This is a genomic window from Streptomyces sp. AJS327, assembly GCF_013450295.1.
Taxonomy (GTDB): Bacteria; Actinomycetota; Actinomycetes; order Streptomycetales; family Streptomycetaceae; genus Streptomyces.
This window is the reverse complement of the sequence record NZ_SKBR01000004.1, coordinates 189,053-210,342: the sequence shown is the minus strand read 5'-3', so window position 1 is coordinate 210,342 and position 21,290 is coordinate 189,053. Positions and strand designations below refer to the sequence as shown.

19 protein-coding genes, 2 tRNA genes and 3 pseudogenes are annotated in these 21,290 nt (G+C 71.4%); 11 read left to right on the top strand and 13 right to left on the bottom strand.

The features are described 5' to 3' along the window. Positions 1–171 precede the first annotated feature (171 nt). The 3 genes and pseudogenes from E0L36_RS22795 to E0L36_RS27975 form a co-directional block, all read right to left on the bottom strand. Positions 172–1,884 (bottom strand): annotated as a pseudogene (locus E0L36_RS22795) (Ig-like domain repeat protein); the annotation flags it as partial. 87 nt (positions 1,885–1,971) lie between these two features. After that, positions 1,972–2,106 (bottom strand): hypothetical protein, encoded by a 135-nt coding sequence (locus E0L36_RS27980; protein ID WP_258016509.1) that lies wholly within the window; start codon positions 2,104–2,106, stop codon positions 1,972–1,974. A gap of 203 nt (positions 2,107–2,309) precedes the next feature. Beyond that, positions 2,310–2,423, bottom strand: a complete 114-nt coding sequence (locus tag E0L36_RS27975) for a DUF397 domain-containing protein (RefSeq protein ID WP_180931647.1) — start codon at positions 2,421–2,423, stop codon at positions 2,310–2,312. A gap of 85 nt (positions 2,424–2,508) precedes the next feature. Here E0L36_RS27975 and E0L36_RS27140 point away from each other — a divergent pair, with 85 nt between their 5' ends. From E0L36_RS27140 to E0L36_RS22770, 5 genes and pseudogenes are all read left to right on the top strand, one after another. Next, the gene (locus E0L36_RS27140) at positions 2,509–2,745 is read left to right on the top strand and encodes a DUF5999 family protein (protein ID WP_219636994.1); all 237 of its coding nucleotides are present in this window, start codon (positions 2,509–2,511) and stop codon (positions 2,743–2,745) included. A gap of 548 nt (positions 2,746–3,293) precedes the next feature. Further along, positions 3,294–3,536, top strand: a complete 243-nt coding sequence (locus E0L36_RS22785) for a hypothetical protein (RefSeq protein ID WP_180931169.1) — start codon at positions 3,294–3,296, stop codon at positions 3,534–3,536. A 7-nt stretch (positions 3,537–3,543) separates the two neighbouring features. Then, a complete protein-coding gene (locus E0L36_RS22780) occupies positions 3,544–3,909 on the top strand; it encodes a hypothetical protein (protein ID WP_180931168.1) in 366 nt (121 codons plus the stop codon). A gap of 42 nt (positions 3,910–3,951) precedes the next feature. Next, a pseudogene (locus E0L36_RS22775) lies at positions 3,952–4,669 on the top strand (IS5 family transposase); the annotation flags it as partial. 494 nt (positions 4,670–5,163) lie between these two features. Then, positions 5,164–5,319 carry a hypothetical protein gene (locus tag E0L36_RS22770; protein WP_180931167.1) on the top strand — a complete coding sequence of 52 codons (156 nt, stop codon included), beginning with the start codon at positions 5,164–5,166 and terminating at the stop codon, positions 5,317–5,319. 102 nt (positions 5,320–5,421) lie between these two features. Here the strand turns inward: E0L36_RS22770 and E0L36_RS22765 are convergent, their stop codons facing one another. The 4 genes from E0L36_RS22765 to E0L36_RS22750 all read right to left on the bottom strand — a co-directional run bounded on the left by E0L36_RS22765 (position 5,422) and on the right by E0L36_RS22750 (position 9,431). Continuing rightward, complete coding sequence (locus E0L36_RS22765) at positions 5,422–6,048, bottom strand: hypothetical protein (RefSeq protein ID WP_180931166.1); 627 nt, start codon at positions 6,046–6,048, stop codon at positions 5,422–5,424. Positions 6,049–6,109: 61 nt separating this feature from the next. Then, positions 6,110–7,213 (bottom strand): TIGR04222 domain-containing membrane protein, encoded by a 1,104-nt coding sequence (locus E0L36_RS22760; RefSeq protein ID WP_180931165.1) that lies wholly within the window; start codon positions 7,211–7,213, stop codon positions 6,110–6,112. A 448-nt stretch (positions 7,214–7,661) separates the two neighbouring features. After that, the gene (locus tag E0L36_RS28360; protein ID WP_308416882.1) at positions 7,662–7,856 is read right to left on the bottom strand and encodes a helix-turn-helix domain-containing protein; all 195 of its coding nucleotides are present in this window, start codon (positions 7,854–7,856) and stop codon (positions 7,662–7,664) included. Positions 7,857–8,045: 189 nt separating this feature from the next. Continuing rightward, positions 8,046–9,431 (bottom strand): MFS transporter, encoded by a 1,386-nt coding sequence (locus E0L36_RS22750; protein ID WP_180931164.1) that lies wholly within the window; start codon positions 9,429–9,431, stop codon positions 8,046–8,048. A 182-nt stretch (positions 9,432–9,613) separates the two neighbouring features. Between E0L36_RS22750 and E0L36_RS22745 the strand changes: the two genes are divergently transcribed. Continuing rightward, a complete protein-coding gene (locus E0L36_RS22745) occupies positions 9,614–10,489 on the top strand; it encodes a helix-turn-helix domain-containing protein (RefSeq protein WP_180931163.1) in 876 nt (291 codons plus the stop codon). Between the two features lie 105 nt (positions 10,490–10,594). Here E0L36_RS22745 and E0L36_RS22740 read toward each other — a convergent pair whose 3' ends face one another. After that, a complete protein-coding gene (locus E0L36_RS22740; protein ID WP_180931162.1) occupies positions 10,595–11,215 on the bottom strand; it encodes a LysE family translocator in 621 nt (206 codons plus the stop codon). 109 nt (positions 11,216–11,324) lie between these two features. Between E0L36_RS22740 and E0L36_RS22735 the strand changes: the two genes are divergently transcribed. From E0L36_RS22735 to E0L36_RS22715, 5 genes are all read left to right on the top strand, one after another. Then, entirely contained in the window at positions 11,325–11,777 is a 453-nt protein-coding gene (locus tag E0L36_RS22735) for an Lrp/AsnC family transcriptional regulator (RefSeq protein ID WP_180931161.1), read from the top strand. 390 nt (positions 11,778–12,167) lie between these two features. Then, on the top strand, positions 12,168–13,133 hold the full coding sequence (locus tag E0L36_RS22730) for a metallophosphoesterase (protein WP_180931160.1): 966 nt from the start codon (positions 12,168–12,170) through the stop codon (positions 13,131–13,133). Then, positions 13,130–14,017, top strand: coding sequence for a 4'-phosphopantetheinyl transferase (locus E0L36_RS22725; protein ID WP_258016506.1), 888 nt, complete (start codon positions 13,130–13,132; stop codon positions 14,015–14,017). The genes E0L36_RS22730 and E0L36_RS22725 overlap by 4 nt, the downstream gene beginning before the upstream one ends. Before the next feature lie 481 nt (positions 14,018–14,498). Further along, positions 14,499–14,573 (top strand) — tRNA-Asp (locus E0L36_RS22720). Between the two features lie 4 nt (positions 14,574–14,577). After that, a tRNA-Phe gene (locus tag E0L36_RS22715) sits at positions 14,578–14,651 on the top strand. 105 nt (positions 14,652–14,756) lie between these two features. Here the strand turns inward: E0L36_RS22715 and E0L36_RS22710 are convergent. From E0L36_RS22710 to E0L36_RS22690, 5 genes and pseudogenes are all read right to left on the bottom strand, one after another. Further along, positions 14,757–16,010: an ABC transporter permease gene (locus E0L36_RS22710; protein WP_258016505.1), complete on the bottom strand. Its 1,254-nt coding sequence runs from the start codon at positions 16,008–16,010 to the stop codon at positions 14,757–14,759. 254 nt (positions 16,011–16,264) lie between these two features. After that, positions 16,265–17,296, bottom strand: a complete 1,032-nt coding sequence (locus E0L36_RS22705) for a cytochrome c biogenesis CcdA family protein (protein ID WP_180931159.1) — start codon at positions 17,294–17,296, stop codon at positions 16,265–16,267. Continuing rightward, positions 17,293–18,390, bottom strand: coding sequence for a DsbA family protein (locus tag E0L36_RS28350; protein WP_180931158.1), 1,098 nt, complete (start codon positions 18,388–18,390; stop codon positions 17,293–17,295). Before E0L36_RS28350 ends, E0L36_RS22705 begins: the two co-directional genes overlap by 4 nt. Before the next feature lie 368 nt (positions 18,391–18,758). Further along, positions 18,759–19,388 (bottom strand): annotated as a pseudogene (locus E0L36_RS28580) (hypothetical protein); the annotation flags it as partial. 848 nt (positions 19,389–20,236) lie between these two features. Further along, positions 20,237–20,953, bottom strand: coding sequence for a hypothetical protein (locus tag E0L36_RS22690; RefSeq protein WP_180931157.1), 717 nt, complete (start codon positions 20,951–20,953; stop codon positions 20,237–20,239). Positions 20,954–21,290 lie beyond the last annotated feature (337 nt).

Here is a 21,290-nt window from a genome sequence, read left to right as displayed (position 1 = left end):
GGTATCCACGTGCCGCCCGCCTGGGCTGAACTGGCCGAGCGCGCGAACTCGGAGTGACTGCGGGTGCTCAGCTCGGATGGGCTGTTCAGCCAGCCCGAGCGTGCCCATCGTGGGCACGCTCGGGCGAGTGTCGACTGTTCGGTGGTTCGCCGGCGGCCACCCGAGGGTGGGTTACTTGCCCTTGCCCTTGCCGGGTTCGCCGCGGGGGTTGGCGAGGCGTGCGGTGACGCGCTTGTTGTTCTCGTCGATACGGTAGGGGCCGCTGACGGGGTTCTTCGGCAGGCGGTAGCCCTCAGGGACGCCGGTCTCCTTGAGGTAGTAGGTGCCCAGGGGGAGTTTGGTGAACGAGCAGACGCCCCGGCCGTCGGTGGCGCAGCCGGTGCCGACGCGGGTGTCGGGACGGGTGCCGCTGGTCTGTAGTCCGGTGACTCCGTTGGTCTCGCGCCAGAGCTGGAAGACGGCACCGGCCAGGGGTTTGCCGGTGGTGCGGTCGGTCTTGGCGATGTTGATGGTGCCTGTGGGTTTTGTGGCGCTGATGGTGACTGTGACGGCTTGTGAGGTGGAGGGCGGGCACTGGGTGTCGCCCGCGTAGCGGGCGGTGATCGTGTGCGTGCCCACGTCGAGGGTGTCGAGGGTCAGGGTGGCGGTGCCGGTCGCGTTGAGGTCGGCGGTGCCGATCTGTGTGTCGCCGTCGTAGAAGGTCACCTTGCCGGTCGGTGTGCCGCCTGAGCAGGTGACGGTGGCGGTCAGGGTGACCGGTTCACCGTGTGCGGCCTCGGTCGGCGCCGCGGTGAGCTCCGTGGTGCTCGTCGCGTCCTTCGTCAGCGCGAGGGAGAAGTATCCGCCGGCGGAGATGGACGTGGCGGGGACGCCGTCGGGAAGGATCGCCTTCACCGGGGTGCGGCGGGTGGTGGTGGTGCCGTCGCCCAACTGGCCGGCGATGTTGAGGCCCCAGGCCAGGATCTCGCCTGTGGAGGTGAGCGCGAGCGAGTGGGCGTTGCCCCCGTCGATCTTGGTGACCGTGACGTCTGCGGGAAGCTGTGTCTCCACGGGGGTGGTGCGGTAGGAGCTGGTGCCGTCGCCGATCTGGCCGTTGACATTGGAGCCCCAGGCGAGAACGCGTCCGTCCGAGGTGAGGGCCAGGCTGTGTTCCAGACCGGTGGCGAGGTCGGTGACGGTGACGCCCGCGGGGAGCTGCGACTCCACGGGGCTGTTGCGGCTGGTTCTGGTGCCGTCGCCGAGCTGGCCGAAGCTGTTGTAGCCCCAGGCGAAGAGCCGCCCGTCCGTGGTGAGGGCCAGGCTGTGCCAGGTGGCGGCGATGTCGGTGACGACGGCTCCCTGGGGGAGGGGCACCTCGAAAGGGGTGGTCCGGTCGGTGGTGGTGCCGTCGCCGAGCTGGCCGAAGACGTTGTCGCCCCAGGCGAGGACGCGTCCGTCCGAGGTGAGGGCCAGGTTGTGCCTGCCTCCGTCGGCGGCGATGGCGGTGATCGTGACGCCCTGGGGCAGCTTCACCTCCACCGGGGTGTTGCTGCTGGTGATGGTGCCGTCGCCGAGCTGGCCGGAGCTGTTGCCGCCCCAGGCGAAGAGCCGCCCGTCCGAGGCTAGAGCGAGGCTGTGGTAAGTGCCGGCGGCGATGGCGGTGATCGTGACGCCGTCGGGCAGCGCCACCTCCACCGGGGTGTTGCTGTCGGTGTTGGTGCCGTCGCCCAACTGCCCGTCGGCGTTGGAGCCCCAGGCGAGGACCCGCCCGTCGGAAGTCAGCCCCAGCGAGTGATTCCAGCCGCCGGCCACGTCGGTGAGCGAGACGCCCGCTGGCAGGGCCACGTCACCGGGCAGGTCGCGGTCGGTGTTGGTGCCGTCGCCGAGCTGCCCGACGTCATTGACGCCCCAGGAGAGCGCGGTGTCACTGGGCTCCTGCTGCGCCCGTGCGGACGGCGCCGTGTGCGCCTGTGGGGAGGGCGTCGTGCGTGCCTATGCGGAGGGCACCGTCATGCCGGCGAGACAGAGCAGGGACAGCAGTGCGGCCACCAGCACCGGCGGCGCGGTGCGCGTGGGGCGTGCGGGGTGGGTCGGGCCGCGCGAGTACGAGGGAAGAAGAGGATGCATGGTAAGAGCGTTGGCCAGAACCAGTGGGCCCCGACGGAAGCACTCCGGCGTATCGCCAACACGAAGCCGTGCCGTACGCCGCTCAGCGCAGCGCTCACACGCGGAGTCGGCGGACACAAATGGAGGCGCCCCACCTCAAAGTGCAGAGGAGGGGCCTTGTCGTCGGCAGGGGCTCCACCCAGCCCCAGCCGACTCCGTCAGAGCTAGCCGTCGCGTACGGCCTGGACGAAGTGCTGCCACTGGGAGGGCTTGAAGGTATGGGCGCCCAGCGAGCAGTCCTTGCTGTCGCCCTCCGCGACGAGGGCATCGTCGGTGATCTGGGTCTCGACGCAGGTCCCCCGTTATCCCCGCCGCAGGAGGACTTCGTCCAGACGTCCACGGGGAGGTCGTACGAGGACGCTCATGTGTTCCCACATCCCCGCGTGTCCGCCGGCCGAGGCGCCGGACACGGATGCCGCCCGCGTCGTGTCCCGCTGCTTCGAACAGGGCTGGACCCTGCTGTGCAACGGGGGTGCTCTGTTCGAGGACACTGGTCAGTTCCTTCGCTTGGCTCACAGGCCGGTGTGGGCGAGGGCGCCGGAGTCGGTTCCGGGGTGGCCGGGTCGAGAACTGGGCGTCGAAGCGCCGGAGCGGTCGTAAACCTCGGCGGCGTACGAGGTGAGGACCACTGACACCCAGCGCGAGCTACCCGGTAACAGCGAGAACGCAGGCCCTCGCTCGCTCTCCGAGCCAGCTCGAAGACCTCGCCATTCCACGTGATCTTGAATTGAGAGGACCGAGGCATCGTCACTTCGTGACGATACGATCAGCCGAGATGACCTAATCTGACCGATCCTGACCGGAGGGGGTGGGCGGGCCCATGGGTGGGTGACCATGATTGGCCCGTCCGACGAACAGGTCGAGTACCGGCTAACCGGGGGCCGCGACTGCGGCAAGGCCGTCGCGGTCGACGCCCCCCGCTCGTCTCGGCCGTCGAGGCGAAGGCGGACGAGGCCGGCACCACCGTCGCAGCTCTGTTGGGTCGACCGAGGCGAAGAAGGCGTTCTACCGGGCCCGTACGCAGATCCGGAACGACAAGAAGGCGCGGTTCACCGGCTTCGACGCCGTCGAGGTCTGCTGCGGCAGGCATCGAGGCCCGCGGTCTGTACGGCGAGAACGTCCTGCCCGCCCCGGCGACCGACGATCAGATGGACTACCACCTGGACGCCAGCGAGCGCCCGCTGATGTGGATCGGTGAGGGCCTGACCGAGTTCGGCATCACGCCCGGGTCGGTGCTCGGCCCCAGCCAGTTCACGCAGGCCCGGCGCCTCATACGCGGCGAAGACCCGCACACCGGCAGGACCCTGGTGGAGCCGAAGCTCGCCATCCCTCCTGCCGCCAAGCTGCCCGCCGCGCCTCTGGTGCGGGGCGATCCGCCGGGCCGCTGCTGAGCGCGGCGTGGCGCCGGCGCGGCTGCTCGACGCCCGCGCGCTGCTGCGAGCCGTCGAGACCCGTGCTCGCGCGGAAGGACAGCAGCCCGCCGATCTGTTCGGCTCGGCGTACATGAAGCGGCGCTACCGGCAGACGGATTCCGAAAGCGGGCGCCGGCTGCGCGATCTGCCAGTGGAGGTACGGGAAGCCGTCGCCATGGCCAAGGCCGCCGGGCTCGTACCGGATCAGGTCTGGGATGCGGAAGAGATCAAGGCCGCCATGCGGGAAGGTCGCGTCGAGGTCGGTAACCGGGGCGCCGACGCCACCTTGGACCTGGGCAAGTCCAAGAGCGTCTTCCTCGCCTACGCGCCGCCCGAACTAGGCAGTGTCTGATGGCTTGTGTGACTGGGCAGTGGTCATGTCGTTCTGGCCTGCGTGAGACGGGGCGATCTGTCGGATGCAGGGTGGGCTCGGTTGGAACCACACCTGTCGAAGAACGTGGGGCGGGGCAGGCCTTGGAAGAGTCACCGCAGAGTGCTCAACGGCATTCTTCCGTCAGCGGCCCGGTGTCCCCTGGCGAGATCTGCCGCCGCGGTTCGGAAAGTGGAAGACGGTGTATGACCGGCATCGCCGCTGGTCGGCGGACGGCACATGGGAACGGATTCTGGAGGCTCTCCAAGTCGATGCCGACGTGGAGAGCCGGATCGACTGGAGCATGGTCGGTGTGGACTCGACCTCGCGCAGAGCCCACCAGCACGCCTCGGGCGCCCGTAGGACCGCACCGCGCGTTCCGGGCCGGCATGGTCGGCCTGCTCAGCACCGCCCCGACGAGGCGCTGGAACGTTCCCGGGGTGGGCTCACCTGCAAGATCCATCTGGTCAGCGAAGGAAGACTCCGCCCCCTCGCGTTCCTCATTACGCCGGGCCAGTGGAGCGATTCCCCACAACTCATCCCAGTCCTAGGACGCATCCGCGTTCCGCGGCTCAGCGGCGGACGCCCTCGCACCCGTCCCGACCACTTGGGCGGCGACAAGGCATACAGATCCCGCCGGAACCGTCGCTACCTGCGGCGCCGTCAGATCAAGCACACCATCCCGGAGCCGAAGGACCAGCGGGCCAACCGTCGACGCCGAGGCAGCGACGGCGGTCGCCCACTTCCGCAGCCGGTTGTGGACGCCTTCCCACGGCCGAAGTACTCGGGCAGGTCCATCCATAGCTTCCCGGTGCGGTAATTGAACGCGATCGCGGCCATCACCTGCCGGTGATCCCGCCACCCTCCACCCCGCCGCGGCGTCCTATCAAGCCGCACGACTGCCACGCGTCGGAAGAGTCCGGAGCCAAGGCCGCCCCAGGTCACATCAGAGCCCGAATATTCGCATTCGCAATGAACGCCACTCCGTGCTGACACGTCAGCACGAGGACGGGACCGAGGAGGATCGAGCGAGACCCAGAGGGACGCAAAGGTCCGTAATTGCTCGACTCACGCGCATCGTCGCAGGTCAGCAAGGTAACGATGTCGGGTTCGAATCCAGTTGGGGGCACCTCTCTTACAACCCCTCTGACCTGCGGAAACGCTCGTCAGGGGGGGACTCTCTGCGTCTGTGACGTCATCACCGTGTCAACACCGATCCTCTCTACGGTGCGGCGCATGACCTCCGTCAGACGGCGGGCGAAGAGCAACGGCACGGTCAGCTACACCGTGCTGTGGCGGCCCGGCGGGACCCGAGGCGGGAAGCAGGAGTCCGAGAACTTCGACGACCTCGCAGCGGCCGAGCGGTTCAAGCGGATGCGCAAGGAGAACTAGGGTCCGTGGCCACGCCGTCGACGCCCGTGCCGACATCCTGGTGGAACCGACGGAGATGTGAAAGCGGGCATTCGCCTACCACGAGCGGCGGAGTCGCTACCTTCAGCGCGGCCGGAACTTCTTCTCGATCAGCGGTGCGGCCTTGTTCATGGCAGCGCAGCTGTCTCCCGGCTGCCATTTCCCGATGGATCGGAACGGGACGTACGCCGTCAGCTCCACCGTGGTGGCGGGGCCGCCGTCGGTGCTGGATCGCCCCGGGGCCAGCAGCCTGCACACCACGGTGCCGCTGAGCGCGGTCTCCGCCTGGAAGGCGATCCCACTCCGCTTCGCGTCGTTTCGGGGCTCGTATCCCTTGAGCTTCTTGCCCAGCTCCGCCGCGCTCCCCTTCTTCAGCCGGACAGTGACTTGTTCCAGCGGGCCACCGCCCGCCAGGGGGCCGGTGTAGTCGCACTTGTCCAGCACCCCCTCTCGCTTCTCCCTCTCCTTCATTCGCTCCGCAGCGGCTTCGTCGCGGGAATTGGGACCCAGATCGTTGGAGAGTCGCAGTTTCTCCTTCTCGGCCGAGACGAAGAACGGGCACAGGCGGCCGTCCTTCACCTCAACCGGCGACGGTCCCGCCTCGGGTGACCGGGTGCTGCCCGCCGAGGCGTCTCCTTCCGCGGAACACCCGGCCAGTGTCAGGGCCGCCGTTATCGCCATGGTCAGGGTCCAGCCCTCACCGTGTTTCACGTGCTCCTCCATAGCGCTCTGTCGTGGTTCGCCGTCATCCCCGCCGTGCTCGGTGCACGCTTCAGTGGGAGTGGTCGGGAACTTGCCAGTAGAAGCTGTCGAAGTAGTCCGGCACGGGGGTCTCGAACTCCGGTCCCTGCGGCACCTCGACGCGCCGCCAGGTCCGCTGGGAGCCAAACGGACCCAAATCCGAGACGGCGCCCCGCTGTTGGCTGAGGAAGTCCCACAACAGCGGGGGCTCGATCCGTTCCGGGTCCTCGGTCTCCGTCCAGTTGGACGGGGAGGGCGAGTGAACCAGAGCGCGGTGCGCGGAGGCGGAGAGATGGGTGCCCAGGGAGCCGGAGACCGCCAACCGACGCAGGGCCAGCTCCCGGGGAAGCACCTCCCGGCCGGTGCCCTCCCGCTCGCCGAACCTGCGGCAGTACATGTCCTGTGCCTGGCGGAGGAGCGCGTCACCGTTCGCGGTGCGCGGAGAGGTCCTCCCCACGGTCCGGCCCCACCACAGCGCAAACAGTCCGGATCCCGCGACCATCGCGACACCCACGGCGAGGTATGGCAGACCAGCGGAGACCTCGCGGGCCAGGGTCATACCGGCGAAGGTCCCATACAGCACCACGGCCGCCCCCAACGACATCGTCAGAACCAGCGACAGACGGGCAAGCGCGTACCGGCTCTGGGCCCCGTACAGGTGCCGGTCCCGGGGCCGCAGCCCCCGCTCTTCCAGGCTCCGCCACAGTGGTTCGGTGACGTCAGTGAACACGCCCCATACGAAGAGCGGTTTGAGAGGAGCAGGTTGCTTCTTCCGGATCACCGCCCGCAGCGCGTGGGACAGCGGGTCAGGGGTGGCAGCGTCCGGCGGCTGGTTCTCGTCGCGCAACACGACCGCGTACGCGCGCATACGGGACGTGCGGGTGAGCTGGAGCGCGCCGGTGAGATACAGCTCGGTGAGCACGACATGCGTGACGCGCGTCGGCCCGCCGGCCAGTAACGCCAGTTCCGCAACGGTCAGTTCGCCAGGTTCCGGCACCGGTCGCCGCGGAAGCGCCGCGGCGGCCCGCTCGTAGTCCGCCAGCACCCGGCGCCGTACGAAGGGAAGCCAGGCCCACGTCAGCAGGGTGAGGCCAACAAGCACCGCCACCACGGCCCGCAGAACATGGACAGCCACCGGCATACCTCTCCGTCGACATGGTGGTCGCGGGGCAACTACCCACTCCGGACACGTTGATTCCCAACGTGCCCTGGCTGAGGACGAGTACGGCGTCCGGGCGTCGGCGGATTCGACGAGCGGGTGGTTTCGGGGATCCCCGAGCCTCTCCTTGCTGGGGGACCGGGTCCAAAGGCGTGCCCCCTGAACTGCTCGAAGCGGAGAGCACATCGGCGGAAGCAGGTGTGCGAGAACCGATTCAGGCGCGGGAGGCGTTCGCTACGCTCAGGCCACGAACTGACGTGGTGAGCACCGGTGTTCACTCACGCACCTTGGACACTCACCATGAGCGGCAACAGGGGCAAGGGAGATCTCTTGCTGACGGCGGGACGCATGACCGTTCCCTCGTCGCAGTCCTCCTCACCACACTGGCCGGTTGTTCAGGAGGCTACGGCGGGAAACCGGCGCCTCACCGGAAGCGAAGGTGAAGGAGATCAGGACCGCTGCCCAGCTGGGCACGCTGTGCTCGGATTTCGAGACTGGACATCCCGTGGTCGGGGCGCAGCACCTCGGCCAGGGCGGTCAGCACGGGAGTGGACGCCTGGAGGCGGCCCTGCTCCAGCCGGGTGGAGTACTGGGCGCTGATCGAGGCGAGCTGGGCCACTTCCTCGCGGTGCAGGCAGGGGACGCGTCGGGGCCGCCCGCCATCGGGAACCCCATGTTCTCGGGGATCAGTTCGGCTCGCCGGGCCTTGAGAAACTGCCTCAGCCCGTTGTGGTTCGCGCCCCTGCCCATGGCACCAGGGTAAGGCCGCGATCATCAGCGGAGAGCAGTGGTCAGGGGGTAGGGATTCTTACTCTGGCGGCTGGAGGACTTCCGCTGCGCCGCCGACTACCTCGTCACCCTCGACTACGTGGACGAGGACCGCATCGGCGTCTTCGACATGTGCGCCGGTGGTGGCTACACCTGGGCCGCGGCGATGACCGAGCGCCGGTTCAAGGTGGTCGCGTTCCGGGCGGGTGAGCCGCGCGGTGACGAGGAGGCCCAGTCCGACGACGGCCAGCCCGGCTCCGGTGACGGCCGGGCTGACGAGCCCGAACCCGGCGGCGATCGCGGCTCCCGCCAGGCTGACGCCGATGGTGTTGCCGAGGTTGAACGCGGCGATGTTCGTCGCCGACGCCAGCGTCGCGGCCCCCTTCGCGTGGCGCAGGACGCGGGCCTGGAGTCCGGGCACGGTGGCGAATCCGACCAAGCCGAGCAGGAACAGCAGGATCGCCATGAGCACGGGCACACCAGAGACGGCCCCGAGGACGAGGATCACGATCGGCAGCAGGACTGCGAGGACGAGCACGGTGTCGTCCGCGTTCCGGTCGGCGGCCCTCCCGCCGAGGATGTTGCCGAGAAACAGGCCCGTCCCGAAGAGCACCAGCAGCCACGGGACCGCCCCGGCGGAGTAGCCGGTGACCTCGCGCAACACGGGTTCGATGTAGGTAAGGACGCCGAACATGCCGCCGAAGACCATCGCCGTCGTCAGCAGTGAGGTCAGCACCTGCGGGCGGCCGAGGACCCGGAACTGCCGCGCGAGGGGCAGCTGGTCCCGCTCGGGCCCGGTCCGGGGGACGAGAAGCAGGAGGCCGACGAGGGCGAGGACGCCGATGAGGGCGATGGCCCAGAACACCATCCGCCAGCCGAGCCGCTGCCCGACGAACGCGCCCGCCGGTACGCCGAGGACGTTGGCGATCGTCAGCCCCGCGAACAGCGTGGCGACGGCGGTCGCCCGCCTGTTCCCCGCTACGAGGGAGGCGGCGAGGACGGCGCCGATACCGAAGTAGCCGCCGTGCGCGAGGGCCGCGACGACGCGCCCGGCGAGCATGATCCCGTAGTTCGGTGCCCACGCGGAGAGCGCGTTGCCGACGACGAAGAACGCGAGGAGCAGCACGAGCGCGTTCTTCGGGGACCACCTCGTCAGGAGCGGGGTGACGATCAGCGCGCCGGGAACCACCGCGAGCGCGTAGCCCCCGACGAGGTGCCCCGTGGCGGTGAGGCCGGTACCCAGGCCGGTGGAGACCTCGGTGAGGAGTCCGGCGATGACGAACTCGGTCAGCCCGATCCCGAAGCCGCCGATACTCAGCGCGAACAGCGCGAGGCGGGCCCGGCCCGCGCCCAGCACGGGTGCGGTGGTGGCGGCCGTGGTGGCGCACGTGTCGGTGGGACCTGTGGGACCTGTGGGATCGGTCATCGGGACGCCCGCTCGTCTCTTTCCGTGGAGAACTGGACTCGTCCGGCACGTCGAGGGGAGACGTGCCGGGGGTTCCACGGTCACGGGGGCGGAGGGGATCAGCCATCCCTCCCCGGCGCCTACCAGCGGCAGGGGCAGGCTGGGCCAGGGACGTCCCCGAGGCGCTTGCGACGATGGACGTCATGAGCACCCCACAGCGCTCCCGGGGAGCGGGACGTGAGCCGGCGCCCGAGGCGGAGTACCCGCTGGGTGACTTCCTGCGTGCCCACCGCGCCCGGCTCACTCCGGAGGAAGCCGGTATCTCCTCCTACGGGGTGCGCCGGGTGCCGGGTCTGCGTCGCGAGGAACTCGCGCGGCTCGCCGGGGTGTCGGCGAACTACTACACGCGCCTGGAACAGGGCGAGGCGACGAACCCGTCCGCCTCGGTCATCGACGCCCTCGCCCGCGCCCTCCGGCTGGACGCCGACGCGACGGTCTACCTGCGCGGTATCGTCGGTACCACCGCGCCCGGCACGGCGTCGGCGGTGTCGGCGGCCTCCGAGGACGGAATGGCACTCACCTTCGACCGGATCGTCGATCTCATGCCGACGACGGCGGCGCTCACGCTCTCGCAGACCAACGACGTGCTCTCCCACACGCCGGTGGCGCACGAGCTGTTCTTCGCGCACCTCCCGCCACGCGACGAGCCCTGGAACACCCATCGGCTGCTGTTCACCGATCCCCACACGCGTGACCTCTACCGCGACTGGGCGAGGGAGGCGGCCCTGGCGGTCGCCTCCCTGCGTTTCCACGCCGCCGCCCATCCGGGCGATCCCGCGGTTCGGGCGCTCGTCGGGGAACTGAGCGTCACCAGCGGGGAGTTCGCGACGCTGTGGGCGGAACACCCGGTGCGCCGCTGCACCCGCGGTGTCAAGCACCTCACCCATCCGGAGTTCGGCGACCTCGATCTGGAGTACCAGATGCTGCACGCGCCGGACGGGGACGGCCGGCGCATCCTGATTCACAGCGCCCCTCCGGGAACGCCCACGGCCGACGCCCTCGCGCTTCTCGCCGGGTAACCCCGCTGTCCCCACCGGCCGGGTCACTACGTGTCCTCCCGACGGTGCCCGCGGGGACGCCACGGTGCGCGAGGCGCGGGTTGGGGCGCGTTTGACGCGGTCGGCTCAGTCGGCCAGGCCCTCGGCGAGGAGGAAGGCGCCAACGACGATCATCATGACCCCGGAGACGCGGGTGACGATCCGGGCCGCGGCGGGCCGGGTCGTCAGGACGACGCGGGCCGAGGTACCGACCGCGAGGTAGACGACGGCGCAGGCGCTCAGGTGGATCAGGCTCAGCAGCCCGGTCTGGACAGCGACCGGCCAGTCGGCCGTGGGCTGGAGGAACTGCGGGAACAGGGAGAAGTACAGCAGCACCGCCTTGGGGTTGAGGCCGCTGATCCCCGCCCCCCTGAGGGCGACCCGCACACGGGAGACGGCCACGGTCTCCCCGGCCGAGGCCGTCACGGTGGCCGACCGCCGCAGCACGCCCCAGCCCAGCCACAGCAGGTACCCGGCCCCGGCGGCGGTCAGCGCGGTCAGCGCGGCCGGGGAGCTGGCGACGATCACCGCCAGTCCCGCTACCGCCAGGAGCGCGTACACCGCGTGCCCGGCCAGCAGCCCGCCGACCGCCGGGACGACGGAGCGCTCCCGTAGCCCCGAGGCGATCGCGTAGGCCCAGTCGGCGCCCGGGGTGACCACCAGCAGCAGGTCCACCACCAGGAAGGCCACCAGTGTGGACGTGTCCATCAACCGCTCCCTCTCACGTGCTCGTACGAGAGGAAGACTAGGGAGAAGGAGTCCGGAAGTGTTCCCCCGTTTACCCCGTGATCGCGGGATCTGAGGGAGAATCTTCGCCATGGACAGCCTTGACCGGAAGATTCTTGCGGAGCTACAGCAGGACGGCCGCCTCACCGTCACCGAGCTGGCGGCCCGCGTCCAGCTGAGCGTCTCGCCCTGCCACCGCCGCCTGCGCGACCTGGAGCGCGCGGGCGCGATCCGCGGCTACCGCGCCGTCGTCGACCCGGCCGCCCTCGGCCTGGACTTCTCCGCCCTCGTCTTCGCCACGCTGCGCTGGGAGGACCCCGACACCGTCACCGCCTTCGAGGGCGCCGTCACCGCGATCCCGAACGTGCTCCAGGCCCAGCGGCTGTTCGGCGAACCCGACTACCTGCTGCGCGTCGTCGCCACCGACCTGACCGCCTTCCAGCAGCTCTACGACCACGAACTCGCCCGCCTGCCCGGGGTGCAGCGGCTGACCTCGACCCTCGTCATGAAGCACGTCGTCGACGACCGGCCGCTCCCCGCCTGATCCTCGCCACGGCCACGAGCCACCCGCTCCCCGACTCCAGACGCCCCAACTCCCGGGCCTGGCACACCTGTTGGGCCCGGCACACCTGTTGGGCCCGGCAGGCCTCTTGGGCCGTCCGCGCCACCACCGGCGTCCCGGCGGAACCACCGGAGAGCGACGGGCGCCGGAACCACCGGAGAGCGACCGGGAGATGGGCGCGGACCAGTCGGCCGGGACGGTCCGCGACGCCCGAGAACAACGAAGTGGCGCCGGAACGCGCCCGGTTCCGGTCCACCTCCCGATTTACCGCCGTCCCGAATACCGGTACGGCCCGGTCAGCGATACCGCGACGTTACGGAAAACATCAGGAACATCGAGATTTCCGCGCGGCGTTGAGTCATCGTGAACACGATGCGAGTAGAGCGAACGAATACCGATGGCACACCTCTCACCACTCCCGGTCATTCCGGCACCAGCCAGCACCCCGGCGCCTCCCCCGGCCGGAAGGAAGCGGAGGCGGACGGGCCGCGGCTGCTGGCCGTGAGCGACACCCACGTCGCGATGGCCGACAACCGCACGGTGCTGGAGACCTTCCGTCCGGAGACGGAGGGCGACTGGCTGATCGTCGCGGGTGACGTCGCGGAAATGACCGAGGACATCTCCTGGGCACTCCGACTCCTGTCGGAACGGTTCGAGAAAGTCATCTGGGCGCCCGGAAACCACGAGTTGTGGACGGTAAAGGACGATCCGGTCCAACTGCGTGGCCAGGCCCGCTATGAGTACCTCGTCAAGCTCTGCCGCGACCTCGGAATCGTCACGCCGGAAGACCCCTACCCGCTCTGGGAAGGCCCGGGCGGCCCCGCCGTCATCGCGCCGCTCTTTCTGCTGTACGACTACAGCTTCCACGCCCCCGGCACCTCCTCCAAGGAGGAGTCGCTGGCGTACGCGCACGAGACCGGGGTCGTGTGTTCCGACGAGTTCATGCTCCACCCGGACCCGTACGCCACTCGCGACGCCTGGTGCCACGCCCGCGTGAAGGAGACCGAGGAGCGGCTGGCCGCCTGCGACCCCTCGATCCCCCTGGTGCTCGTCAACCACTTCCCCCTGGTCCGCCAGCCCACGGACGTCCTGTACTTCCCGGAGTTCGCGCAGTGGTGCGGCACGGTCCGCACCGCCGACTGGCACACTCGGTTCAACACCGCGGCCGTGGTCTACGGACACCTGCACATCCCCCGCACCACCTGGTACGACGGCATCCGCTTCGAGGAGGTGTCGATCGGCTACCCACGGGAGTGGCGACGCTGGGGCGGCCCGAAGGGCCTGCGGCGCGTCCTGCCCTACCCCGAGGCGGCCCACGAGGAAGGCACACCAGCATGACGAGCGACACCACCGGCGCCCCCACCGCAACCGGCGGCGCCCCCTGGCCGACGGGCCGACCGGCCACTGCGGTCGGCCAACCGACCCACGTCGCAGGGGAGTCGGCGAACAAGCCCCACGGGGCGAGGAGTTCGACGCCCGGGAGCGGGTCCGGCGCGATGGTGCATGCGGTGCTCCCCGAACTCGTCGCGGCGGCCGACGCGTTCGAGGAAGCCGACGAGAGCGTCCTGTTCCCCGAGGAGTTGGAGACCATCAGCGCGGCCTGGGAGAAGCGCCGCCGCGAGTACACCACCGTGCGGGCCTGCGCCCGGCAGGCGCTGGCCCAACTCGGCCAGCCCCCCGTCCCGTTGCTCTCCGGCAAGCGCAACGTCCCGCTGTGGCCCACCGGCGTCGTGGGCAGCATGACCCACTGCGACGGATACCGGGCGGCGGCGGTCGCACCGGCCGAGGCGGTACGCGCCATGGGCATCGACGCCGAACCCAACCTGCCGCTGCCCGAGGGGGTTCGGGAGAGCATCGCGCTGCCCCGCGAGATCGCGTGGATCCAGGCGGGCGAACGCGCCGCGGACGTCGTCCAGCGCGGACGGCTGCTGTTCAGCGCCAAGGAGAGCGTCTACAAGACCTGGTATCCGCTGATGGGCACCGAACTCGACTTCGCGGACGCCGACATCACCTTCACCGAGACCGCCCGGCACACCGCCACGGACCCCGCCGGTGGCGTCGACGTCACCGGCCGCTTCACCGCCCGGCTGCTGCGCACCCCCCGCCCCGAGCGGCCCCGCCCCGAGCAGCACCCGGTACCCACCACGCTCACCGGCCACTGGGTGCTCGGCCACGGCTTCCTGCTGACCGCCATCACCCTCCCGCCCCAGCCCACCCCGTAACCGGCCCACCGCGCACCCCGCCCCGGCTCCCCACCCGAGCCCACCCGGGCCGGGTGCCGGGGACCGCCCGTGCCGGACCCCGATGGGGCGGCGCCCGGACAGCGGAGACGGCACCGGGGACACCGGAGGCGCGGCGGGCGATGGTCACGACGGGCGGCGAGCGACCGCGATGGCGGCGCCGACCGCTCCCGGGCTGGCCGGCGGGTGGCGGCGACGCGGCTCCCACCGGGAGCGAACCCCGGACGGCCGCGCGCACTGTGCCCGCGCGGGCTCCGTTGTCGTGCGGGCTCCGTGATCAAGCTCGGACGTGCCCCGATCAAGCGTTGACGGGGCATGGGCCGGGGTCTGCTACGCTGATCCGGCGATCTCACCACGCGGGTCACAGCCGCTCAGCGGCACGGAGTCACCACCACCCAGTGGCCGACAAACCCGATTGGGAGCACGCGTCACCCTGTGCGAGACTAGTCCCGCACAAGAGCAAGGTCCTGTGGAGCAGTTTGGAGTGCTCGCCACCCTGTCAAGGTGGAGGCCGCGGGTTCAAATCCCGTCAGGACCGCTGCGGCTGGGTAGCTCAGTTGGTACGAGCGTCCGCCTGAAAAGCGGAAGGTCGCCGGTTCGACCCCGGCCCCAGCCACCGCCGCCCTACCAGGGCAGAAGCCCCCTCCGAAGCGATTCGGAGGGGGCTTTGTTATGAGGTGACCTCAACGCCTGACATCAGCGGCCGGGAGGACTCCGCTGCTCAGCTGCCGTGCTCGGGGGCCGTGGGGCTGGGGCTGGCCTCGCGCCCGCCGGGGTGACGGTGCCGCCACGTCCAGAAGACGGCGCAGGAGACGAGGGCCCAGGCACCGAGCACGAGGTACGGCTGAACGTGCTGGTAGCCGGGAAAGTAGACGGCGGTGTGCTGCGCGTTGACGGAGGCGCCCGGCGGCAGCCACCGTCCGATGGCGCCCAGCACCGAGGGCAGCAGCGGCCAGGAGACGGCTCCTCCGGAGGAGGGGTTACCGAGGAGCACCATCAGCCCCCACGTCGGCACCATCGCCCAGCGCCCGAAGAGGGTGTTGAACATGGTGAAGACCATCCCGGAGGCGAACATGGTGAGCGCGAGGATGCCCCAGGAGGTGACGAAGGGGAGGTCGAGCGCACCGAGGAGCCAGTCGACCACCGCGGCGATCACGAAACCGCCCAGCAGCGCGTAGGCGACGGTGCAGACGATCCGTTCCACCGGGGTCAACGCACGGGCGTGCACGCTGAGTTGGATGGCGCCAACGAAGCCGATGATCACGGCGGCGAGTGAGATGTAGAAGATCGCCAGACCGCGCGGGTCTCCCCGGTTCAGCGGCTTGAGGTCCCGTACCCGCACCTCCACTCCGGCTCGCTCGCCCACCTCGGGCCCGGCCCGGGCCAGCAGCTCCGCGACGGAGGCACCCGAGGCGCTGGAGACGGACAGCTCCACCCGCTTCGCGCCGGTGATCCGCAGTACGGCGAACACCTCCTGCCGGTTGACCGCCTCCTCCGCGCCCGCCCAGTCCGGGTAGCGGCGCAGGTCGAGGGTGGAGCCGAGGGCTCGCTCCAGTTCGTCGACGAAGGCCCGCTGGTCCTGTTCGCTGTGTGCCCGGCCGACGATCGCGGTCGGTACGTGGTGCGGAGTGGGGTCGGCCATGGCGTACGTGTAGGAACCGGCGAACAGCCCGGCGGCGGCACCGATGATCAGAATCAGAACCACGGCGGGCAGGAACGGTGAGTGCCGGAACTCCCGCCAGCCCGCCCGCCGGGCCGGGCCTCCCTCCCGGGCACGCTCCTCAGCCCCTACTCCGGTTGCTCCCCCCTTTCCGCCGGCGGCCTCGCCCCCGGTTCCGCCTGGGGTTCCGGTTCTGGCGACCGAGGCGTCCCGCTCCGCGTCGTGGATGGGCGGGACGCCGTCCGGTTCCCGGTCCGGCGAGCGGTCCTTACCCGGGTCGGAGCGCGCGGGGTCGGGCGGCTGCTGCTCGCTCATGACAGCAGCCTAAGCACCTTTCCATGAGTTTTGTCTGTTTTTGCCCGCTCAGGGGCGGCTCAGGATCGGCCCTCACCCCGTTCCCCGGTTCCCTCCTCCTGCCCGGTGACCTCTCGCGTCCGCCACCCGGTCCGGACCGGTCCCAGTCCGATCCGGGTCCGGTCCCGTTCGGCCCAGTCCGAAGCACCGCCGGTCCGGGAGCCCCCTCCGTCCGGTCAGGGAGTCCCATCGGCCCGGATACGGCGTCGGCCCGGTCACGGCGTTCCGTCGGCCCGCTCCGAGGGGGCTTCGGTCCGGTCCGGGACGTCCCCGGTCACTTCCCGTGCCTCACCGGTCAGTTGAGCCATCTCCCGGGGCCGTTCCCGCTCCTCTCCGGTCGCCTCCGACCCCTCGGTGGCGCCGTCCGTGGCCGCTGACGGAGAGTCCGGGTCCGGCGGCGCGGAGTCCCCCGCGTCCGTCCCCCGCGCGCGCTTCCGCCGGAGTCGCGCTCCGCCCCACCCGGCGAGCGGGACGAGGAGGACGGCGAGGAGCAGCACCCCGTCCGGCACGGCGTTGCCGATCCGTCCCGCCCAGCTCTCCGCGGTGAAGGCGGTGTCGGTGTCCAGCAGCCCGGGCAGCGCGGAGGTCCCGTCGAACACGAGGAAGACCGTGCCGAGCAGGATGAAGAAGCAGCCGGAGAACAGGGTGGTGGAGTGCGCGCGGAAGCGGCCCAGGCCCACCTCGCGCCCGCGAAGCCACCGGCGTCCGCCCAGGTCGTAGCGGTCCCAGACGAGGGCGAGGAGGAACAGTGGGACGGCCATGCCCAGCGCGTACACCGCCAGCAGCATGCCGCCGTACACCGGGTTGCCGCCGACCGCCGCCACCGTCAGGACGCTGCCGAGGATCGGCCCGGCGCAGAAGCCCGCGAGGCCGTAGACGGCGCCGAGCGCGTAGACGGAGAGGGCCGTGGTGGGCCGGATCCGGCCGGAGATCTCGCGCAGTCGGCCGCCGAACGCGAAGCCCCTCCCCAGGAGTTGGATCACCCCCAGCGCGATGATCAGCCACCCGCCTACGGAGACGAGCAGGTCGCGGTGGCCGTAGAAGAGGCGTCCCGCGTACGAGCCGGCAGCGCCCAGCGGTACGAGGGTGCTGGCCAGGCCCAGGTAGAAGACCCCGGTGCGGGCGAGCAGCCGCCCGGCGGAGTCCAGCGAGTACGCGAAGAAGGCCGGGAGCAGCAGCGCGCTGCACGGGCTGAGCAGCGCCAGCAGACCGCCGAGGAAGGCCGCGAGGTACCCGACGTCCGTCATGCTCCGGCCCCCGCCGGGAGCGCGAGCGGCCCCATCTCCGGGCTCACGGGTTCACCCGATCCGGTCCGGCCGGAGAATCCGGTCCGAGTCCGGACGGGCGGCGCGGTACGACCCGTTCGAGCGATCTCCTCCTCACCACGCACGGACACCCGCGCCGCCCCCTCCGAGCCGTCGGGCCCACCGGCCGCGTGGGACCCGGTGGCCTCGTTGTGCCCGTTGTCCCCGTCACCCCCGTTGACGCCATTCGCCTTGTTCGCCTTGTCGGCCTTCTCGGCGGACTTCGCGGCGCGATCCACCGCGTCGGTGAAGACCTCGTCCGGCTGGGCACCGGCGATCGGCTCACCGTTGACGAGGAACACCGGCGTGCTGTTGGCGCCCAGGCCGTACGCCTCCTCCTGGTCCCTGCCCACCGCCTTCTTCGCCGCGCGGCTGGCCCGGTCCCGGTCGAACCGCGCCAGGTCGTCGACGCCCGCGTCCTTGGCGAATCCGCGCAGCTCCGCGTCGTCGAAGTCGCTCTTGGCCGAACTCTCCTTGGCGTAGACCGCGTCGTAGAACTGCCAGAAGCGGCCCTGCCGCCCGGCCGCCCAGCTCGCGAGCGCGGCGCGTTCCGAGCCCTTGCCGAAGACGGTGAAGTTGCGCCACTCGACCCGCAGCACGCCCTTGTCGACGTACTCCTTCACCAGCTTGGGCTTGGTGTCACGCGCGAACTTGCCGCAGAAGGAACAGCCGAAGTCGGCGTACTCGATCATCACCACGGGCGCGTTCTTGTCGCCCCGCGCGAACGGGTCGTCGGCCGCGCGCCGTTCGAGCGACCGGAGCGCCGGGTCGCCCCCGCCCTCGTCCTCGCTCGCCTTGATGGTCGCGTTCTCGGGGGTGGAGCCGCCGGAGTCGTCGACGACGTACTGCGAGAGCCAGCCCACGAGCAGCGCCACGACCGCGACCACGGCGCCGATGAGCACCGCCTTCCGGTTCTTGGGCGCGGATCCGGAACCGGATCGGGAGCTGGAGCCGGACCGGGCTCCGGATCCGGATCGGGAGGTGGGCCTGGACTGAGGGGTCGGCTTGGGCATGGGCTTGGGCGTCGGGGACGGCATGGGACCTCCTGGTGAACGGCGGTGGCGAGTGGAACAAGCGGTGTGGACGGGCGTGGACGCGTGGGGGACGGGTGCCTGGCGGCGCGGCGGTCAGCCGGGGCGACCTCGGCGTCGGGGAACGGCGGTCAGCCGGAGCCGTCGGCCTCGGGAGGCGGCGACGCCGGACCCGTACCCCCCGAAGTGCCCGTCCCCGGGGGCGATTCGGCGTCCGGGGCGGCCCCCGGCGTGGCCTTCGGGGCGGCGTCCGGAGCGGCACCCGGGCTGGCGTCCCGGCTGGTGGACGCGGCTGACGCGGCCGTCGTGGCCGTCGTGGCCGTCGCGGAGACGGCGGTGGGAGCGGGGGGCGGAAGCGGGACGTCCGGGGTGGCGGGACAGGCGTACTCCCCGGAGAGCCGGGCCACCGTGGCCACCGCCAGCAGCACGAGCGCGACCACGGCCAGCAACGGCTGCACCGGCGCCCAGACGTTGAGCGCCCCGGAGGTGCCCAGCAGCAAAAGGACCAGCTTGTTGCAGACCGGGCAGCCGACGGCGAAGAAGGTGAGCAGTCCCCCGATCGTCCCCCACCGCCCGGCAGGGTCCCCGGGACCCACGGCCTCCCCGGGACCCACAGCGCTCCGAGCGCCCTCAGCCCGTTCAGCCCGTTCAGCATCCCGGACGTCCCGGGCGCCCCGGACGCCCCGCGTGCCGTCAGCCGCCGAGGGGGCGGCACCGTCGGGCGCGGTCGCGCCCTCCGCCTCGGCCCCGCCGTCCGTGTCGGGACGGCGCAGGTAGCTCGCGAACAACAGCCCGCCGAGTACGGCCGTCCCGGCCAGCACCGGATAGTTCCACCACTGGGTCGGCACCTCGCGCCCGAAGAGCGAGCTGGGGATGACGGCGGTGGGCACTCCGACCAGTACGGCGCAGCCCACGGCGGCCAGGGCGGCGCCCGCCCAGCGCCCGGGCGGCCAGTCCCGTAGCGCGCGCCCGGCGTGCCCGGTCGCGCGCGCGGCGCGGCCCAGCGGACCGGGGCGAGCCGGAGGCGACGACCGCCCCTCGCGTGTGCCTGGTTCCTGGAACGTCCGAACCATCGGGACCACTTCCCTTCACCCTGTCTGACCTGCGTGCTCTACGACTGCTCGCGTGCTCTACGACTGCTCGGCTGCTCTACGGCCGCGCCACGCGTGCTCCGCGAACGCGCCACGGCTGTTCCGCCCTCGCTCCGCGCCCTCGGCTGACCCCATGGACCCCGCGCCCCCGCGCGCCCCCGCGCGGCCCCCGGGAACCCGCGGGCACTACGCGCTGGGCGTGCTGGGCTTGCCGGTGCCCGCCGTACGTGTGGTGTCCGGTCCGGGGCGGCGAGCGGGGCCTGGGGCAGCGCGCCCGGTACGCACGCCCCGCGCAGCGGCACCACCGGAACGGACCCCTGCGGCACCGCCGGAACGGACCCCTGCGGCACCGCCCTGTGAACGAGATCCGCCCGGGGTGGGCGCTCCACACGGAGGCCGGTGGGATCCGCGAGCTGAGGGACTCCGCGAACGGGTCCCGGACCACCGTCGGTCCGCGTACGCCCAGCACCGCCGTCCGTGCACGCCGCCCGGGAGCGCCGCCCGTGGCCGAAGGCCCTGAACCACCGACCGTGAACGCCGTCCACGAGTCCCACACGCCGCGAAACCGCGTCCGTGCACGGGGGCCGTCGAGTACGGGCGGATGCTGACCGCACACAGGGGTTGGCGGCACACGTGGGTTGACACACACGGGACGGCCGCTCGCGGGGGCGTCCACTGACGGGACGGCCGCTCGCGGGGGCGCGGGCGTACGCGCGAGGTGCGGGGTAGCCCGGGGCCGGGGGCGCGGCGGCGGCGCCTTTCTACACGCGCATGACCGAGAGGCCGACCGGCGTGGGCGGCGCTATGGCGCTGGTGCGGCTGGCGGTGGGCCCGCGGTTCGGGGCGTCCCACACCGCGTGGGCGCAGGCGGGCACGCCCGCTTCCGCGAGCTGGCCGGGCGCGGGCCCGCCGCCACGGACGCTGGGCAGTGAGCCGTCGTCCTCCCCGCCGGGGGCGCGGCAGCCGGGCGCGGCTCCTCCCTCGTCGCGGGCGTCACCGCGTACGAGACGGTCGTCGCCGTCCGTCGCCGGACGTGTCATGGCCCCGGCGGGCTCAGACGGCTCGGACGGCTCGGACACACCGGACAGCTCGGCGGGCGTCGCTTCAGACCCCGCCGGATCAGGGTCCGTCGTAGCGGGGCCCGCCGGATCAGGCCCCGTCGTCGCTGGGGCCGCCGGATCAGGCCCCGTCTGCTCGGAGCCCGTCTCGTACTCGGAGCCCGTCGTGCCGGAGTCCGGCGGCGCGGCGAGCGTCGGCCGTGCCGCCGCCCACCCGTCCGGGGAGGTGTCCGCCGACGCGCCCTGGAGTCCCGCGACGGGTGCGGAACCGGGGCTGACCACGGCGGCGGTGGCGCCCTGCGAGCGCTCGGCGCCGCCGCTGAGCAGGGTACCGCACAGTCCGACGAGGAAGGCGGCGACGGCGGCGAGCACGGTGAGACCGGCGACCTGGCGCCGCCACCTCGTACTCCACCTGGTCATCAGCCAGCGCCTCTCCGTCGTTCTCTCGTACCGCCGTGTTCGTGGTGCGGCCGTGCTCGTCGCACCCGTCGTACCTGTCGCACCCGTCGTGCTCGTCGGGTCCGTCGTCCCTGGCGTGCCGTCGCGGCTGTCAGGTTCGGTCGTCGTCGGTCGTGCGCGGTCGCACCGGTCTCCCCGTCCACCAGTCTCGCTGACCGCGGTCGTGACGTACCGACCAGGGGCACCCCGGCACGGCATCAGCCTCCGCCGAGGACGGTGGCCACCGCAAGTCCCCATGGCGCCGCCTCCCCGCCTCCGGGCAGCCGAACACGGCCGGACGACGGGAGCGGCGATCGCG

Coding starts and splice junctions, on each gene's coding strand:
- E0L36_RS22735 (WP_180931161.1), top strand. CDS start 11,325: ATGGACAGCCTTGACCGGAAGATTCTTGCGGAGCTACAGCAGGACGGC.
- E0L36_RS22725 (WP_258016506.1), top strand. CDS start 13,130: ATGACGAGCGACACCACCGGCGCCCCCACCGCAACCGGCGGCGCCCCC.
- E0L36_RS22770 (WP_180931167.1), top strand. CDS start 5,164: ATGACCTCCGTCAGACGGCGGGCGAAGAGCAACGGCACGGTCAGCTAC.
- E0L36_RS28350 (WP_180931158.1), bottom strand. CDS start 18,390: ATGCCGTCCCCGACGCCCAAGCCCATGCCCAAGCCGACCCCTCAGTCC.
- E0L36_RS22710 (WP_258016505.1), bottom strand. CDS start 16,010: ATGAGCGAGCAGCAGCCGCCCGACCCCGCGCGCTCCGACCCGGGTAAG.
- E0L36_RS22690 (WP_180931157.1), bottom strand. CDS start 20,953: ATGACCAGGTGGAGTACGAGGTGGCGGCGCCAGGTCGCCGGTCTCACC.
- E0L36_RS22750 (WP_180931164.1), bottom strand. CDS start 9,431: ATGACCGATCCCACAGGTCCCACAGGTCCCACCGACACGTGCGCCACC.
- E0L36_RS22785 (WP_180931169.1), top strand. CDS start 3,294: ATGGACTACCACCTGGACGCCAGCGAGCGCCCGCTGATGTGGATCGGT.
- E0L36_RS22740 (WP_180931162.1), bottom strand. CDS start 11,215: ATGGACACGTCCACACTGGTGGCCTTCCTGGTGGTGGACCTGCTGCTG.
- E0L36_RS22745 (WP_180931163.1), top strand. CDS start 9,614: ATGAGCACCCCACAGCGCTCCCGGGGAGCGGGACGTGAGCCGGCGCCC.
- E0L36_RS22705 (WP_180931159.1), bottom strand. CDS start 17,296: ATGACGGACGTCGGGTACCTCGCGGCCTTCCTCGGCGGTCTGCTGGCG.
- E0L36_RS27140 (WP_219636994.1), top strand. CDS start 2,509: ATGTGTTCCCACATCCCCGCGTGTCCGCCGGCCGAGGCGCCGGACACG.
- E0L36_RS27980 (WP_258016509.1), bottom strand. CDS start 2,106: ATGCATCCTCTTCTTCCCTCGTACTCGCGCGGCCCGACCCACCCCGCA.
- E0L36_RS22730 (WP_180931160.1), top strand. CDS start 12,168: ATGCGAGTAGAGCGAACGAATACCGATGGCACACCTCTCACCACTCCC.